Origin of the sequence: Aurantiacibacter atlanticus (genome assembly GCF_001077815.2) — a bacterium.
Lineage (GTDB): Bacteria > Pseudomonadota > Alphaproteobacteria > Sphingomonadales > Sphingomonadaceae > Alteraurantiacibacter > Alteraurantiacibacter atlanticus.
The window spans coordinates 61,085-76,081 of sequence record NZ_CP015441.1 but is presented as its reverse complement, the minus strand read 5'-3'; the positions used below and the strand labels follow the sequence as shown (position 1 = coordinate 76,081).

Sequence of the window (14,997 nt, the reverse complement as noted above, 5' to 3'; positions counted from 1 at the left end):
TTGATCGAGGTGATGCCCGTGCTGCCCGCGACCGACGAAGAGATCGCCGAGATCACCTCCTATGTCGAGTGGCAGGCGCCCGACCTCAAGGTCACGTTTTGCCAGAAGATCTACAGCGAGAGCATCCTGAGCCATCGCCACGATGTGTGGGATGTCCATACGACGAAGGACCGTTGGTGGGTGATCACTAACCCGACCAACCTCTATTCGCAGGACATGTTTCCCAACATGGACCTAGCGGTGACCTTCCACATGGGCTTGATGTTGCGGATGCCGCGTTCAGAGCGGGCGCCAATCAGTTCGGGTCAGATCGAGCCCTTTGCGAAAGCGTTCGAGGCGGTTGCGGCCGCACAGGATGCGCTAGGACAAGCGCATCGTGTTTCCGATTATCAGACCGTTGGTGTCCGTTGCCGCGAAGCACTCCTCTCGTTTACGGCGATCGCGCAGCTCGTCCTACCGGTGTCGGCCGAAGAGGATCCGCCGAAAAAGAGCGACTTCAAGGGATGGATTCAGCATGTGTGCGGAGTTGCGCTCGCCGGTGAAAGCAACAAGGCCAGGCGCCAGTTGTTCAAGGCTCAGGCCGACGCCGCATGGACGTTCGTAAATTGGCTTACGCACAGCACAACGTCCAATTGGCACGACGCCGAGGCCGCCGTAGCTGCATCGGAGGCGGTCATATCGCTCTGCACCAACGCGACCACGCTGTTTGTGCGGAACGTGCCCAACGAATGCCCGAAATGTGGAAGTCATCGTTTGACGCCGCTACGAGCGGAAGATCCCGGGGGCTCGGAGAAAATCTGGGAGCGCCCATTTTGCACCGAGTGCGAATGGATGGGCGAGCCGGTGGAAATCACGGATGAACCCGTCGCAATCATCACCAGAAGCGGAAAGCCCGACGATGGTGAATGTGTGATCCCCACCGTACCGCTTCGGAAACTAAACCATCCAGGGCAGGAAGAGTAGCGCGTCAGGGGGAATTCGTGGGTACGGAAATCTATCATCTTCGCGCTATCCGTGAACGTGGCGAGGAACTGCTGGAGGCCAAGGAACGCTACGGCATGTTCGCGGAAGCCGTCGACGACGATCTCCACCGGCGCGGCGGACCGCCGCTCCCGTGCCTGATGACATTCACGTCCGGTCGGATCACTCATACCGGTACGCTCTATGTCGGCAACAAGGCTGCTGAAGGGGCCAAGCGTATCAACATTAGCGACGTCGACGAATTGATCGGGCCGCTTCGCACAGGCGACATCGTGGAGCTGGTACCGGACGGTCTGAAGAGTACGGTGCGCGAGCAGTTGTGTCGAAGCTGCCTGATCCGCGGCGAGGCTGCGGAGGCGGTCCTTGAGGCCGTCCGGCAGCTGGACCCGCCGCTCGCTAGCTATATTGAGCGGTTTGAAATCGAGAGGGTCAGGATCGCGCGACTGCCGCGAAGCACTCGTGAGGCGCTGGCGCTCGAAAAGGAGTCGGTCGGTACCGCGCTTGCCTTCGCAGGGATCGATCGGCGCGAGATGCACGGTTGGACCATGCCGAGCGACGACAGCGCTTCGTTTCTCGATGGCCTGGAACAGGTTCGTCTGCGCGAAGATGCGATGGTCATGCACGACATGCGGTCCGTGCCGGGGTTCGACTATATCCGGCCGGTCGCCCGTTCGGCGGCAGTGTTCAAGAGTGGCGCGGTGACCCTGACGCTGGTCTTGGCGAACCATCTGGCGATTGAGGAGCAGCTGGGGGCCGATCTGCTCTATTTCAACGAAACTTATCAGGCCTTCACTCTCATCCAATACAAGGCGATGGAGTCGGGTGGCGGCTCTTCGCCGGTATTCCGACTACCGAACGAACGCTTGGCAGAGGAGATCGGCCGAATGCGCGATCACTTGGGCACGCTGCGGCGATGCCCTCCAAATCAGGCGTGTGAGGGGTATCGACTGCTCGAAAACCCCTTTTTCCTCAAGCTGTGCCCCCGCATCGACTTCGAACCGGCCGATACTGGATTGGTGAAAGGAATGTACCTGCCGCTCGATTATTGGGACTTAATCGAAGCGGATCCGCGAAAGGTCGGGCCACGCGGCGGGCGTTTGGTCTCCTTCGAGAACGTCGGACGGTATTTCGACAACACGAGCTTTATTCCGCTGGTCGCCGGTGGCTGGATCGGAACTACGGCGGAACAATCAGCGGTGCTCAAACCCATCGTGCGCCAACTAATCGAAGAGGGCCGTTCGCTTACGGTTGCGGTAGCACGAGGAGGCAAGAGGCCCCCACCAGATCGCTTTGCTTTGTATCAAACCGCCACCGAGGCTGAGCGGCAGCAAGTGCACGTAAGGCGTGGATGAGTGAGCATCGCTCTTTGTCGGCGCGAACTGCACAGAGTCCGGCACTCCTGAATGTCCGTTTTCCTCGTTTCTGCGCCTAAAACCTGCCAGTCCGTTTCCGTTTAGAGTTTCGGACGCCGTGAGGCGTCGGAAAGTCGACGGTGCCCGAACCCGCGGGCCGCACGCGATGCGCTATGGTGATTTCGACTTTGCGCTGATCCAGACGGCTGCTGACGGTGCCGACAAGCGGACGGATCTGAGAGCAGCCCGTCCGATTTTGCGATGACAAAGCAGCCGTAGGACGCCGGTTTGTCCGATTTTGGTGATGCGACTACCGCTTTTGGGCAGGTAATATGCGGACGTCATCGCCGCCGTAAGCGTGGCTGCGGCGGGGTAGAATATTGCCGTGCCGTGCCGGGTCACGGCGCAGGGTGCCCGGATGGAGCGGCTGCGCTCGGCGGACCGCGTGGCGGATGGCAGCGCTGGAAGGTCTCGATAACGACCATGCGCCCGCCGCAGCACGGGCATGGCGGGTGCGGATCGGGCGGTTCGACGGGCGCCTCGTCGACGGCAGGCGGTGCAACCGCGAGTAGTTGGCGGGCGCGTTCGAGGCGGGCCTTACGGGTGCTGCCGGCGAGCAAACCATAGTGGCGGATGCGGTGGAACCCGCGCGGCAGGCAGTGCAGCAGGAAGCGGCGGATGAACTCGTCGGCGCTGAGCGTCATCACCTGCTGGCGGTCGGCGCCGGTGCGGCGGTAGTCCTTGTAGCGGAATGTGACACCGCCCTCGTCGAACCGGAGGAGCCGACTGTTCGAGATGGCGACCCGGTGGGTGTAGCGCGAGAGATAGGCGAGTACCGCTTCGGGTCCGGCGAACGGCGGCTTTGCATAGACCACCCAGCGCTTCTTCCTGACCGGTGACAGGTGGCGCAGGAAGGCGCGCCGGTCTGCGAGAGGCTTCAGCTGGCCGAAGAAGGCGAGCTTGCCGGTGTCGTGCAGGGCCAGCAGCCGGGTGAGGAACAGGCGGCGGAAGAGTGCACCCAGCACCCGCACCGGCAGGAGGAACGCCGGGCGGGACGATATCCATCGCTCCCCATCCGGCGACAGGCCGCCGCCTGGCACGATCATGTGAATGTGCGGATGGTGGGTCATCGCCGAGCCCCAGGTGTGGAGTACGGCGGTGATGCCGATCCGGGCGCCGAGATGCCTGGGGTCGGCGGCGATGGTGAGCATCGTCTCCGAAGCGGTCTTGAACAGCAGGTCGTAGATCAGCGCCTTGTTGTGGAACGCGATGGCGGAGATCTCGGCGGGGAGCGTGAACACGACGTGGAAATAGCCGACCGGCAGCAGGTCGGCCTCGCGCGCGGCGAGCCAGGTCTGTGCGGCGGCGCCCTGGCACTTGGGGCAGTGGCGGTTGCGGCAGGAGTTGTAGGCGATCCGCCAATGGCCGCAGTCGGTGCAGGCCTCGACGTGCCCGCCCAGCGCTGCGGTGCGGCAGTGTTCGATCGCCGACATGACCTTGAGCTGATGCAGGCTCAGGCGTCCGGCATGGGCGGTTCGGTAGGCTGGCCCGGCGGCACGGAAGACGTCGGCGACCTCGAGCGAGGTGCGCACCAGCCCTCAACCGCTCGGTGCCTCCTTGTCCGGTCCGGCCAGCGCGAGACGGTCGAGCGGGCTGACCACCGCCCGCATCGTCTTGGTAGCCACCTGGGTGTAGAAGGCGGTGGTGCCCAGCTTGGCGTGACCGAGCAGTGCCTGGATGACGCGGATATCGACCCCGTCCTCGAGCAGGTGGGTGGCGAAGCTGTGCCGCAGGGTGTGCGGCCCCACCCGCTTGGCGATATCGGCTGCCTCTGCCGCCTGAACGACGACCCGGTGGAGCTGGCGAGTGCTGATCGGCAGTGTCGCGCTCTGACCTGGAAAGAGCCAGCCATCGGCATGGAGCACACCCTGTTGCCGCCCGGCGCGCCACCAGTCACGCAGCAGCACGAGCAGACCTTCGGGCAGCATGGCATTGCGATAGCGCCCGCCTTTGCCGCGCTCGATCCTGAGCAGCATGCGCTTGCTGTCAATATCGCGCACCTTGAGCGCCGAGACCTCACCGACGCGCAGGCCCGCACCATAGGCGACCGACAACGCGGCCTGGTGCTTGAGACAGGTGGTGGCATCGAGCAGCCGCTTCACCTCGGGCTGGGTCAGGACCACCGGGATCTTGCGGGCATGCGCGGTGCGGACCAGCTTGCGCGCGAGCTCGGGCCGGTCGAGCGCATGCATGAAGAAGAACCGCAGCGCCGCGACGATGCTGTTCATGGTTGGCGCCGGAACGCCTGCTTCCCGCTGCTCGATCTGGAACCGCCGCACATCCTCGGCCGTGGCGGTATGCGGCGAGCGACCCAGCCAGGTCGCGAACCGCCCGACATCGCGCAAATAATTACGCTGCGTCTCCGGACTGAACCGGCGCATCGTCATATCCTCGATCAGCCGCTGGCGCAGCGGGCTGACCGGCCCAATCGGAATAATCTCGTTCATCGTTCGACTCCTTTGTTGAAGGAGCCGCAATGCTCGGCCTTGTTCGATCTACCCGCTACGCCCGTGACTCGGCATCACCATCGCCGACAGCACCCCTCCCGCGAAGCGGGTTCGTGCTGCGGCCCAGAAGCTGCCCATTGAGGTCTTTCGAATTATATGACTGGAATTGGGCCGCAAGGAGACTGTCCGGTTCAACACGGCGGAGACAAGAAAGCGGACTATTGACCCGCCTTCGACTTTCACTCCTCAGTAATTGCTTTGAACATCGGCCAGAAAATTCGCCCAGTGGCTACTCATACCAGTCCAAGCTTCCAGTCCCCAAATTTATGGACTTGCGGGTGTGTAGCGTGCCGGAACCCTACGAAGGATCCGGCCACGCGGCTTGCCTACCAATACACGGGCGTCGCGTAATAGTCATAGACCGCAGCACGATGCGTTCGGTCAGAGAGTGCCTGCTCGCGATCACTATCCTGGAAGGAAGGGGCTTCTTTCAGTTGCTCTTCGGTCACGTCGAGCTTGTATCCGCCCTGGTCGACATCGTAGTCCAGCTTCTGCCATGGCACGGCATGTCGGCTACCGCCCATTCCGAGAAAGCCGCCAACGTCGAGGATCGCCTCGCGCGCCTGTCCGCTTCGCTTCTCGATCATAATGCAATCGACTGATCCAATCTTGTCACCATCCGAGCCGTAGACCGCAGTTCCTTCGACGCGATCGCTCGAAATGCATTCTTGCGAAGTTTGGGTTTGGGTTTGCATTGGTCGTCTCCATTTTCAGGACATTCGCGAGCCAGCAGAATTGCAGGACCCACTCAAGCCTCATGAAAACAACCAATTAGGTCAGAAATCGTTGCACCCCTCGACGGACTATGGGACAGACAGCGCTCGAAGCAAGTTCAACCGAAGAACCGGGCGCGTCTCCCGGCTCCAAGGCGCGAGTTGTCATTCTGTCGTCAAGGCGCCACCTTGGTCACCCTCGTTTAAAAATCCTTCGAACTCGGGGATGGGCCGTGCATTGGCGGCCTCCGTGGTGGCGGCCACGCCATTGGTTCTGATGTCGTCGATCAGCCAATTCATCTCGGCGATTTCCTTGCGCTGGGCGCGAATAATGCCATTGGCCAGTTCGCGCACACGCGCATCCTCGATCTGTGCCCGTTCACTGGTAAGAACGGCAATAGAGTGGTGCGGAATCATGGCTGACATATATTCGCGATCAGTCACGCTCACCTGGCTGCGGACGAGAAACAAGGCACCGGCAAAAACCGCCAGCGCAACGCCAAGAATGATCCAGTTCTTTTTGCGGTTCCGGTACATGCCCCGCATGAACAGCAGCATCACCACGGCCATCGCCGCGCCCATCACGAATGCCATCCAGAAGCGTGTCTCGCTCCAGAAGACGTGAGGCAAGGCATAGGTGTTGAGATACATGAGAACGAACATCACGACGGACGACGTTCCTATCATCGCCATAAAGCGCGCGTAGTTCGACTTCTCCTGCTCAGATTTTTGCATGAGCGACGCTTGCCTTTAACTGCGCGACTTGTCGGAGTTTTCGCTAACGTCTAGAATCCAGCCACCACTTGATGACTGCGTGATTGTACCTAGCGATCGATCGCCGTCGCGAAGCTCAGCCGGACCGGATGGTTTTTCTTGTTCGAGAATTGAAAACGCCTCGTGGGCATCCTCGCTTTGGAACGTGATAGTTTTCGGATTCTCTGTGCTTCCATCCTGGAAGCGGAGTTCATAATCGCGCATTTGGGCCTCCAACATTCCGCTCGGCAAGGATGACCTGCCAAGTGGAAAATATCGGCCAGACGCATGAAGCGGATAGGTTGCGGGCGATAGCCGGGACCACGAAGAGCCGATGTGGTTGAAAACCGCAACCGTCGACCGGGCTTATACCACCTTGTCCGTGGGGAGTCGAACCTCCTGCGGCATATTCCGATGGATCGGTCATTTGGAGAGACGATCAATCGCCTTTGTGTTCGGGTTTCCCTTTGTGCTTGGTGCTGGCCATGTCTTCCAGCTCGTCTTCGCTCATCGAGTCGTACATCTCCTTGGATGCACCCTGCAATTCGCTGACCTTGGTATCGCCGCGTTTGGCGCTGAGCGCAGCTCCGGCGGCTTTTTGCTGAGCCTTTGATTGGGCGGGCATGATACTCTCCTTCTGAACCTGATTTTTCGTGGGGCTTTTAGCTGGTAACGATAATGCCGCCATTGGGGTGCAAGACCTGCCCGGACATGTAGCTGGCGTCGTCGCAAGCCAGGAACAGGAACGCCGGCGCGACCTCATTAGGCTGGCCGGGGCGTCCCATCGGGGTATTCTTGCCGAAATCATCCATGTCCTCGGGCGGCTGGCCGCCAAACGGGTTGAGCGGAGTCCAGATCGGGCCGGGCGCGACGGCATTCACACGGATGCCATCGTCGATGAGGTTCTCCGACAGCGAGCGAGTAAAGGCCGTGATCGCGCCTTTGGTAGCGGAATAGTCGAGCAAATTGTCCGAGCCCTTGTACATCGTCACGCTGGTGCAATTGACGATGGCGCTGCCCCTGGCGAGATGCGGCCGGGCGGCCTGCACCATAAAGAACATCGAGAAGATATTGGTCTGGAACGTCCGTTGCAGTTGCTCCTCGGTAATATCTTCGATTTCTTCATCCGGATGCTGCTCACCGGCGTTATTGATTAGGATATCCAGTCTTTCGAACCGATCGATCGTGGCCGCGACAACCTTGTCCGCAAAATCCTGGCGGCCAAGGTCGCCCTGCAGGCAGATCGCCTGTCTACCCTCCTCTTCAACGATCACCTTGGTCTTTTCGGCGTCCTCGGTTTCTTCATCGGCGAAATATACGATCGTGATGTCAGCGCCCTCGCGCGCAAAAAGGGCTGTGACAGCTCTGCCAATGCCACTGTCTGCGCCGGTCACGATGGCAACCTTGCCTTCCAGCCGGCCGGAACCTGGAAAGCGAGGATGCCAGTCGGGTTTGTCGTCCATGGCGGCTTCGGCGCCGGGCATACGCGGCTGCTCATCGATTTCGGGCTGAAAGGTATCGGTTTCGGTCATAGCGGTTGAAGCTTCCAGTTGGTGTTGGGGCAACCCAACCTTTTGTTGAGCTCAAGCTACCAACGGTGCGGCGGGCACTGAAGTTTCCAGAATGGTGCCAAGCGTGGCCAAGGCGCGACGAACCACTATGCCTTTTGAATGACGGGATCATACGTCGGGCAGGGATTGCTCGGCAAAGCCCCAGCCGGCCAAGGTCTTGCTCTCTGCGCGATCGCCCAAAAGTTTGGAATCATCGATGCTGAAGGGGTGGGCGTCGGCCATGTCCTTGAGCTCATTCCAGCCGATCGGAACAGCCACGGTGGCGCCGCTGCGGGCACGAGCAGAATAGGGCACCACCGCCGTGCTGCCGCGCTGATTGCGCAGCCAGTCGATAAAAATCTTCCCCTTGCGCTTGGCCTTGCTCATGGTTGCAGTGAACCGCTCGGGCTCGGCCATGCTCAGGGCTTCGGCGAAGCGGCGGGCGAAGTCCTTGTGCGCTTCCCACGAGTGGTCGGGAGTGAGCGGGACGACCACGTGCACGCCCTTGCCTCCCGACAGCATGGCGAAGCTGACCAGTCCCATGTCGGAGAGCCGATCGCGGATGTCGCGCGCGGCTTGCTTGACGTCGCCGAAGTCGAGCCCCTCATCGGGGTCAAGGTCGAAGACCATCCGGTCGGGCGCTTCTACATTGCTACTTCGGACGCCCCAGCCGTGAAACTCTATCGTGCCCATCTGTACGCATTGCAGGATGCCGCGGACGTTTTCGATATAGAGATAATCCTCGGTCCCGCCGTTCTTTTCCGTGATGGGAACATGCTGCACTGCATCGCCGAAAGCACCGCTGTCGTGCTTCTGGAAAAAGCACTTCTTCGCCCGCCCCTGCGGGCAGCGCACCAGGCTGAGCGGGCGGTTGGCGGCGAAGGGCAGCATGGCAGGGGCGATAGCGGTGTAATAGTCCGCCAGCGCGCCCTTGGTCTGGCCGCTGTCGGGAAAGATCACCCTGTCCCGGCTACTGATCTTCACCTCGCCTTTTGGTGCGGGCGCCGCTGCAGCGCGCTCTGGCCTTACTTCGCTCGCCTGCTTGTCGCCGCGCAGCCCGAGGTAACTGCCGTGCCGGATATTGCCGTCCCCGGTAAATTCGGAGAAGGCCACCTCGGCGACGAGTTGCGGCGTCACCCAGGTCACGCCCCGGCTGCTTGCCTTGTCGACTTCGGCCGGCGGGGTCTTGCGCTCGATCCGCTTCAGCTTTGCCGCCAGCGCGTCGAGGTCGTCACTGGAAAAGCCGGTGCCGACATTGCCCTTATAGACCAGTTCGCCTCCCTCGTGCTGCGCCATCAGCAGCGAGGAGAACGGTCGTCTCTTCGCGCTTGAAGCCTTCCAGCCGATGATGACGAACTCTTGCCGCCGGGTACATTTCGCTTTCACCCAGCTGCGCCCGCGCCGCCCAGAATAGCGCCCGTCGACCGTCTTGGAGATGATGCCTTCCTGGCCGGCGTCGCACATCGAACGGTACAGCTTCTCGCCTGCACCGATCACGTGATCGGCCACGAACACCGGTGGCTCTGCCGTGCCGAGCAGCGCCTCGAGCCGTTCCTTGCGCTCGATATTGGGCAGGGCGGCCAGATCCTCTCCCGCCAGTTCCAGCAGGTCGAAGGCGTGGAACTGCAGTGCATCACCCTGCGACTGGCTGCCATGGCCGCGCTTGAGCATACCTTGCAGGGTTGAAAAATCGGGATTGCCCTTGGCATCCACCGCCACGATTTCCCCGTCGATCAGGCAGCTGGGCAAATCTAATGCAGCAACGGCATCGACGAGGGGGCCGAACTTGTCGGTCCAGTCCTTGCCGCGGCGGGTATGGACGCGCACCTGCTTTCCCTTTGCGGCGACCAAGGCGCGGTAGCCGTCGAACTTGATCTCGTGCATCCAGCCATTGCCGGTCGGCACCTGGTCGACCAGCGTCGCCAGTTGCGGCTTGCGAAACTTCGGCAGCGGCGCGTCCTTTGGCTTCCGGCGCGCCTTCGCCTTCCTGGTATTGTGAGCCGAAGCCTTGGCCATTTGCGCGAGGAACGCATCGTCCTTCTTGCCGGCCAGCGGAAACTCGCCGCCTTTGTCAGCTGCGATTTCCGCCATCGACCGGCCCGTGAGGACGCTGGTGAGTTCGCGCTCCACCAGCGCGTCGCCCGTTTCGGCATGCTCGTCCTGCAGCTTGCGCAGGAGCCAGTTCTCGCGCTTCTCATTGCCGCGCGGCTTCAATCGGATCAGCAGCCATTCGCCGCGCATTCTCTCGCCTTCGAGGCGAAAGTGGAGATGCCCCTTGTCCAGATCCCTCGCGCTCTTGCCTTCGACCGGCGACCAGGTGCCGCGATCCCACAGCATGACCGTGCCGCCGCCGTATTCACCCTTGGGGATCGTGCCCTCGAACTCGGCATAGGACATAGGATGATCCTCGGTGCGGACCGCCAGCCGCTTGACGTCGGGATCCGGGGAAGGCCCCTTGGTGACGGCCCAGCTCTTGAGCACGCCATCGAATTCCAGCCGCAAGTCCCAGTGAAGCCGGGTGGCATCGTGCTTTTGCACGATAAAGAGGTTGCCCCCGCCACCTTTCATCGCCTTGCCGGCCGGCTCGGGCGTCTTCGCGAAGTCGCGACGGGCATTGTATTCGGAAAGTGGATCGGCAGGCGGGCTCATTCGTCTTTCCCGTCAAGTTTGCGGTCCTTGTCCTTTGGTTCGACCAGCCGGAGCAAGGTAAGAACCAACAGGCTGATGACCGAAGCGATGGCCACGAGCGGCCATTGCGCCGCCCCACAGGCGATGCCGATCACCGCTGCGAGCCACAGATGCGCTGCCGTGGTCAGATTGTGGACCTGCCCCTTGCTGAACACGATCAGCCCTGCACCGATAATGCCGATAAAGGCACCAGCCGCCTCGTAGACGCGCAGCGGGTCCATCCGCTGCCCGCCCAGCTGCTGATAAAGCGCTATGACCGAGACGGTCATGGCCGCGGCGGCAAAGCAGATCAGCCCGTGCGTACGCATACCCGCAGCATGGCCGCGCAGTTCGCGATCCAGCCCCAGCAGCAACCCCAGCACCGCTGCAGCAATCAGCCTGGAAAGCAGGTCGAGGTCAAACCAATGGCTGATTACGGGTTCGTTGAGTTCCATCTCATCACGCGCTCTTCTTGCTCTTGGTCGCTGGCTTCTGCCCGCCCACCGACTTCTTCAGCGCCGCCATCAGGTCGATGACATTGCCGCCGGAGGTGCTGGGTTCGTCGACATCCTCGATAATCGCCTTGCCGCTCTCCGATTTAGCCTTCTTTTCGATCAGTTTGCGCAGCGCCTCAATATAGCGATCCTCGAATTCGCGAGCGTCGAAGGGCGCGCTTTTTTGTTCGATCAGCGTGGTGGCAAGGTCGAGCAATTCCTTCTTCGGCTTTGCGTCGTCGATGTCGGAGAAGAAGGCCTGCCCCTGGCGCACCTCGTCGGCATAGCGCAGGGTTTCGAGCAACAGACCCTTCCCGCATGGTTTCAGCGCGACCAGTTTCTCGCTTCCGCGCACCGACAGCTGGCCCAATGCGACTTTCTTCGCCTTCCGCAGTGCCTCGCGCAGCACGATGAAGGCCTCTTCGGCCAGGTCATCTTTCGGCGCGACGTAATAGGGTTTCTCGAAATAGAGCGGGTCGATCTCGCAAGTGTCGACGAACTGCACGAGTTCGAGCGTCTTGCGGCTCTCGATCCTAACTGCCTCGATTTCCTCGTCCTCAAGCAGGACGTATTCGCCCTTGGAAATCTCATAGCCTTTGATGATCTCGTCGCGATCCACGGGACCAACTCCCGGCACGACCTTTTCATACGAAATGCGCTTGCCGCTCGGTTCGTGAATTTGGTTGAAGCTGATCTTCGCGCCCGATTTGCTGGCCGAGTAAATCTCAACCGGGATCGAAACCAGCGCCAGCCTGATCTGACCCTGCCAGTAAGCGCGTGCCGGCATCTGCAAAATCTCCTGCGTTCTAGGAGAAAGAAGCGAGCGAAGGGGGCCATCGGTTCCATTCGGGGGGCGAGGCGATTGAACAAAGGCCTGCCCCGCGCGTTGGTAGAGCATGAGCACAAATCCGCCTCCAGAGCCGGAGATCCCCTCGCCGGACACTCCCCCCGAAACGCCACCGACGCCGCAGGAGCCCACACCCTCCCGGCCCGACGAGATCGAACCCGTCCCACCCGACATCGATAAGCCTGATCGGGGCCCCGAGGAAACGCCCCCCGATCGCGTCGATGACGAAATGCTGGACGCGGGGATTGGAAGACATGCCACTTAGAGCCCTCGCCCTGAACTGTTCGCTCAAGTCCGATCCGGACGAAGAGTCTTCCACCGATGCCCTGATTTCGGTTCTGTCCGGCGCCTTCGAAGAACTCGAGGTCGCAGTCACCCGCACCGTCCGAGTGGCCTCGCTCGACATCAAGCCGGGCGTCACGTCGGACGAAGGCGAAGGCGACGAGTGGCCCGCCTTGCGCGAGGAGTTGCTCGAACACGATATCCTGATCTTCGGCGGGCCGATCTGGATGGGCCAGGTCAGCAGCGTCGCCAAACGCGTGCTCGAACGGCTTGATGCCTTTCTTGGCGAGACCGACGACCAAGGGCGCATGCTGAGCTATTCCATGGTCGCCGTCGCCGCTATCGTGGGCAACGAGGACGGCGCGCACTGCTCTTCGGCGCAGCTCTTTCAGGCGCTCAACGATGTGGGCTTTACCATTCCGGCCGTGGCCGCCTGCTACTGGGTCGGCGAGGCGATGGGATCGGTCGATTTCAAGGATCTCGACACCGTGCCCGACAAGGTTACACAAACCGCCGCAATGGTCGCAGGCAATGCGGCGCATCTCGCCGGGCTGCTGGAACGGTCTCCCTATCCCGGCTGACGCGAACGGCTCGAGAAAGGATTGGCATGCAGGAAACGCGAACCGAAAGCGACAGCCTCGGACCGGTTGACGTACCGGGCAACTGCTACTGGGGCGCGCAGACGCAGCGCAGCCTGACCAATTTTCCCTTTGCCGGGCGCGAGCGAATGCCGCTGGAGATCATTCACGCGCTGGCGACCGTCAAACTGGCCGCATCGCGCGTCAACCGCGCACACGGCCTGCCTGCGGATCTGGCCGATGCCATCGCCACCGCCGCGCGCGAAGTGATCGCGGGGCAGCATGACGACCAGTTCCCGCTGGCGATCTGGCAGACCGGCAGCGGGACGCACAGCAATATGAACGTGAACGAGGTAATCGCCGGGCGTGCCAACGAGATCCTCACCGGGACGCGCGGTGGCAAGAATCCGGTCCACCCCAATGACCACGTGAACCAGAGCCAGTCCTCCAACGACAGTTTTCCGACCGCGCTGCATATTGCCACCACCCGGGCGCTTGCGGAACGGCTGCTTCCTGCTCTGGATCGGCTGCGCACGACGCTGGATGCCAAGGCGCAGGAATGGGGTGGCGTGGTCAAGATCGGCCGCACGCATCTGCAGGATGCCACCCCGCTAACGCTCGGGCAGGAGTTTTCGGGTTATGTTGCGCAACTCGACGCCAATTGCGCGGCCATCGACTTCGCCGCGGGAGACGTCAGGTTGCTGGCGCAGGGCGGTACTGCGGTCGGAACGGGTCTCAATGCCCCCGATGGGTTCGGTAAGGCGATGGCGACCGAACTGTCGCGCCTGACGGGATATGACTTCGCGCCGGATCCAAACCCGTTCGAGGCGCTCGCTTCGAACGATGCTCTGGTGCGGCTGTCGGGCGCGCTTGGTGCCCTTGCCGTTTCGCTGACCAAGATCGCGAACGACATCCGCTGGCTCGCCTCCGGCCCCCGCTCGGGCCTCGGTGAACTGAGCCTGCCGGCCAACGAGCCGGGAAGCTCGATCATGCCGGGCAAGGTCAATCCGTCGCAGTGCGAGATGCTGACCATGGTAGCGGCGCAGGTGATCGGGAACCAGCACGCGGTCGCCATCGGCGGCATGCAGGGGGCGTTCGAACTCAACGTGTTCAAACCGATAATCGGTGCTGCAGTTATCCGCGCGATAGACCTGCTCGCCACCGGCATGGCCAGCTTTGCCGAGCGCTGTGTGGAGGGGATCGAACCTAACCGCGCACGGATCGCGCAGCTAGTCGACCAGTCGCTGATGCTGGTAACCGCGCTGGCGCCCGAAATTGGCTATGACAGCGCGGCGAAAATCGCCTCCCACGCCCATGCCGAGGGGCTCACCCTGCGCGAGGCGGCGCTGGAACTGGGGCTGGTGGACGAAGCGACCTTCGACCGGCTGGTGCGGCCGGAGCGCATGACCTGAATCGGCAAATGCAAATCAGGTGTTCTCGCCATGATCGGCCTCAAGCAGGTCGTCGGTTACTTCCATCAGCATGGGATCACCTCCAGTGGCGCAGATCGCATCGAGGAAGGATTTGCGCGTGGCAGGCTCGTCATAGGCCATGCCAGCATCGAATGCCTCGCGCCAGCTGGCCTCGTCCGGCCATTCGGCTACACCGACGAAGCAAATCTTGTCATCGTCCCGGACCGCGCGATGAAGCCGCGAACCGAGGCTTCCATACTTGCGCCTGATCAGCTCGGTCCCACGCCGCCATGCCGAACGGAATTGCTCTTCCTTCCCGGGGCGAATTTCCCAGAAGTATGTGGCGACGACAGTTCCCATCGCTTGATCAGCGGTAAGGCACGAAATCACCAAGGAAAACGATACCGGTCGTGAAGCCAAGGGTTCTGTCCACGGTGCGCACGAAATCCTGCTTGCACAACTGGCCGCCAGTGCGCTCAATGACGAGCACGTCCTGGCTATCGAGCGAGCGCGGGTTGTCGGGCCGCGCGACATAGATCGTGTCGCCCGCATCGTAGACGACGGCGGTTTCGTCGATCACCGTGATGCGATTGTCGGCAAAACCAGAAATGCAGCTTTGTGGCTCGCCAGCAGTTCGCCCAGCGAGCATATCGGCGAGGCGAGCTTCGCCTCTCTCGGCACTTGTTCCCATCGGGGAGGTTGCACAGCCGGACAGTGCGACCACCGCCAAGGAAGTGGCAATGGCGCTGGCGAGCGGTATTCTGGCGGAGGATATCATTGGATTTCCTTCCCTGCCGACAA

16 protein-coding genes are annotated in these 14,997 nt (G+C 61.8%); 4 read left to right on the top strand and 12 right to left on the bottom strand.

Translation table 11 applies throughout. The annotated features are described in order from the left end of the window. Together CP97_RS14975 and CP97_RS14970 are read left to right on the top strand one after the other, a co-directional pair. Positions 1-963 carry a hypothetical protein gene (locus CP97_RS14975; RefSeq protein WP_063612600.1) on the top strand — a complete coding sequence of 321 codons (963 nt, stop codon included), beginning with the start codon at positions 1-3 and terminating at the stop codon, positions 961-963. A 17-nt stretch (positions 964-980) separates the two neighbouring features. Further along, complete coding sequence (locus CP97_RS14970) at positions 981-2,333, top strand: hypothetical protein (protein ID WP_063612599.1); 1,353 nt, start codon at positions 981-983, stop codon at positions 2,331-2,333. A 398-nt stretch (positions 2,334-2,731) separates the two neighbouring features. Here CP97_RS14970 and CP97_RS14965 read toward each other — a convergent pair whose 3' ends face one another. The 10 genes from CP97_RS14965 to ku all read right to left on the bottom strand — a co-directional run bounded on the left by CP97_RS14965 (position 2,732) and on the right by ku (position 11,864). Then, positions 2,732-3,928, bottom strand: a complete 1,197-nt coding sequence (locus CP97_RS14965) for an IS91 family transposase (RefSeq protein WP_149036569.1) — start codon at positions 3,926-3,928, stop codon at positions 2,732-2,734. A gap of 3 nt (positions 3,929-3,931) precedes the next feature. Then, a complete protein-coding gene (locus CP97_RS14960; RefSeq protein ID WP_063612597.1) occupies positions 3,932-4,840 on the bottom strand; it encodes a tyrosine-type recombinase/integrase in 909 nt (302 codons plus the stop codon). A 386-nt stretch (positions 4,841-5,226) separates the two neighbouring features. Next, positions 5,227-5,595 (bottom strand): PRC-barrel domain-containing protein, encoded by a 369-nt coding sequence (locus CP97_RS14955; RefSeq protein ID WP_063612596.1) that lies wholly within the window; start codon positions 5,593-5,595, stop codon positions 5,227-5,229. A gap of 183 nt (positions 5,596-5,778) precedes the next feature. After that, entirely contained in the window at positions 5,779-6,348 is a 570-nt protein-coding gene (locus CP97_RS14950; RefSeq protein ID WP_063612595.1) for a DUF305 domain-containing protein, read from the bottom strand. 15 nt (positions 6,349-6,363) lie between these two features. Further along, the gene (locus tag CP97_RS14945) at positions 6,364-6,591 is read right to left on the bottom strand and encodes a hypothetical protein (RefSeq protein ID WP_149036568.1); all 228 of its coding nucleotides are present in this window, start codon (positions 6,589-6,591) and stop codon (positions 6,364-6,366) included. Positions 6,592-6,805: 214 nt separating this feature from the next. Next, positions 6,806-6,991, bottom strand: coding sequence for a DUF3008 family protein (locus tag CP97_RS14940; protein WP_063612593.1), 186 nt, complete (start codon positions 6,989-6,991; stop codon positions 6,806-6,808). 37 nt (positions 6,992-7,028) lie between these two features. Further along, complete coding sequence (locus CP97_RS14935; RefSeq protein ID WP_063612592.1) at positions 7,029-7,898, bottom strand: SDR family oxidoreductase; 870 nt, start codon at positions 7,896-7,898, stop codon at positions 7,029-7,031. A 147-nt stretch (positions 7,899-8,045) separates the two neighbouring features. Then, the gene (gene ligD, locus CP97_RS14930) at positions 8,046-10,565 is read right to left on the bottom strand and encodes a DNA ligase D (protein ID WP_063612591.1); all 2,520 of its coding nucleotides are present in this window, start codon (positions 10,563-10,565) and stop codon (positions 8,046-8,048) included. Then, positions 10,562-11,038, bottom strand: coding sequence for an MgtC/SapB family protein (locus CP97_RS14925; RefSeq protein ID WP_063612590.1), 477 nt, complete (start codon positions 11,036-11,038; stop codon positions 10,562-10,564). The genes ligD and CP97_RS14925 overlap by 4 nt, the downstream gene beginning before the upstream one ends. Positions 11,039-11,042: 4 nt before the next feature. Next, on the bottom strand, positions 11,043-11,864 hold the full coding sequence (ku, locus tag CP97_RS14920; RefSeq protein ID WP_063612724.1) for a non-homologous end joining protein Ku: 822 nt from the start codon (positions 11,862-11,864) through the stop codon (positions 11,043-11,045). Positions 11,865-12,178: 314 nt separating this feature from the next. Here ku and CP97_RS14910 point away from each other — a divergent pair, with 314 nt between their 5' ends. Continuing rightward, entirely contained in the window at positions 12,179-12,787 is a 609-nt protein-coding gene (locus CP97_RS14910) for a flavodoxin family protein (protein WP_063612588.1), read from the top strand. A gap of 26 nt (positions 12,788-12,813) precedes the next feature. After that, positions 12,814-14,196, top strand: coding sequence for a class II fumarate hydratase (fumC, locus tag CP97_RS14905; protein WP_063612587.1), 1,383 nt, complete (start codon positions 12,814-12,816; stop codon positions 14,194-14,196). A 15-nt stretch (positions 14,197-14,211) separates the two neighbouring features. Here the strand turns inward: fumC and CP97_RS14900 are convergent, their stop codons facing one another. Together CP97_RS14900 and CP97_RS14895 are read right to left on the bottom strand one after the other, a co-directional pair. After that, entirely contained in the window at positions 14,212-14,556 is a 345-nt protein-coding gene (locus tag CP97_RS14900) for an antibiotic biosynthesis monooxygenase family protein (RefSeq protein ID WP_063612586.1), read from the bottom strand. A 7-nt stretch (positions 14,557-14,563) separates the two neighbouring features. Then, positions 14,564-14,974: a hypothetical protein gene (locus CP97_RS14895; protein ID WP_063612585.1), complete on the bottom strand. Its 411-nt coding sequence runs from the start codon at positions 14,972-14,974 to the stop codon at positions 14,564-14,566. Between the last annotated feature and the right edge of the window lie 23 nt (positions 14,975-14,997).

Coding starts and splice junctions, on each gene's coding strand:
- CP97_RS14960 (WP_063612597.1), bottom strand. CDS start 4,840: ATGAACGAGATTATTCCGATTGGGCCGGTCAGCCCGCTGCGCCAGCGG.
- CP97_RS14955 (WP_063612596.1), bottom strand. CDS start 5,595: ATGCAAACCCAAACCCAAACTTCGCAAGAATGCATTTCGAGCGATCGC.
- CP97_RS14950 (WP_063612595.1), bottom strand. CDS start 6,348: ATGCAAAAATCTGAGCAGGAGAAGTCGAACTACGCGCGCTTTATGGCG.
- CP97_RS14945 (WP_149036568.1), bottom strand. CDS start 6,591: ATGCGCGATTATGAACTCCGCTTCCAGGATGGAAGCACAGAGAATCCG.
- CP97_RS14940 (WP_063612593.1), bottom strand. CDS start 6,991: ATGCCCGCCCAATCAAAGGCTCAGCAAAAAGCCGCCGGAGCTGCGCTC.
- CP97_RS14935 (WP_063612592.1), bottom strand. CDS start 7,898: ATGACCGAAACCGATACCTTTCAGCCCGAAATCGATGAGCAGCCGCGT.
- ligD (WP_063612591.1), bottom strand. CDS start 10,565: ATGAGCCCGCCTGCCGATCCACTTTCCGAATACAATGCCCGTCGCGAC.
- CP97_RS14925 (WP_063612590.1), bottom strand. CDS start 11,038: ATGGAACTCAACGAACCCGTAATCAGCCATTGGTTTGACCTCGACCTG.
- ku (WP_063612724.1), bottom strand. CDS start 11,864: ATGCCGGCACGCGCTTACTGGCAGGGTCAGATCAGGCTGGCGCTGGTT.
- CP97_RS14910 (WP_063612588.1), top strand. CDS start 12,179: ATGCCACTTAGAGCCCTCGCCCTGAACTGTTCGCTCAAGTCCGATCCG.
- fumC (WP_063612587.1), top strand. CDS start 12,814: ATGCAGGAAACGCGAACCGAAAGCGACAGCCTCGGACCGGTTGACGTA.
- CP97_RS14900 (WP_063612586.1), bottom strand. CDS start 14,556: ATGGGAACTGTCGTCGCCACATACTTCTGGGAAATTCGCCCCGGGAAG.
- CP97_RS14895 (WP_063612585.1), bottom strand. CDS start 14,974: ATGATATCCTCCGCCAGAATACCGCTCGCCAGCGCCATTGCCACTTCC.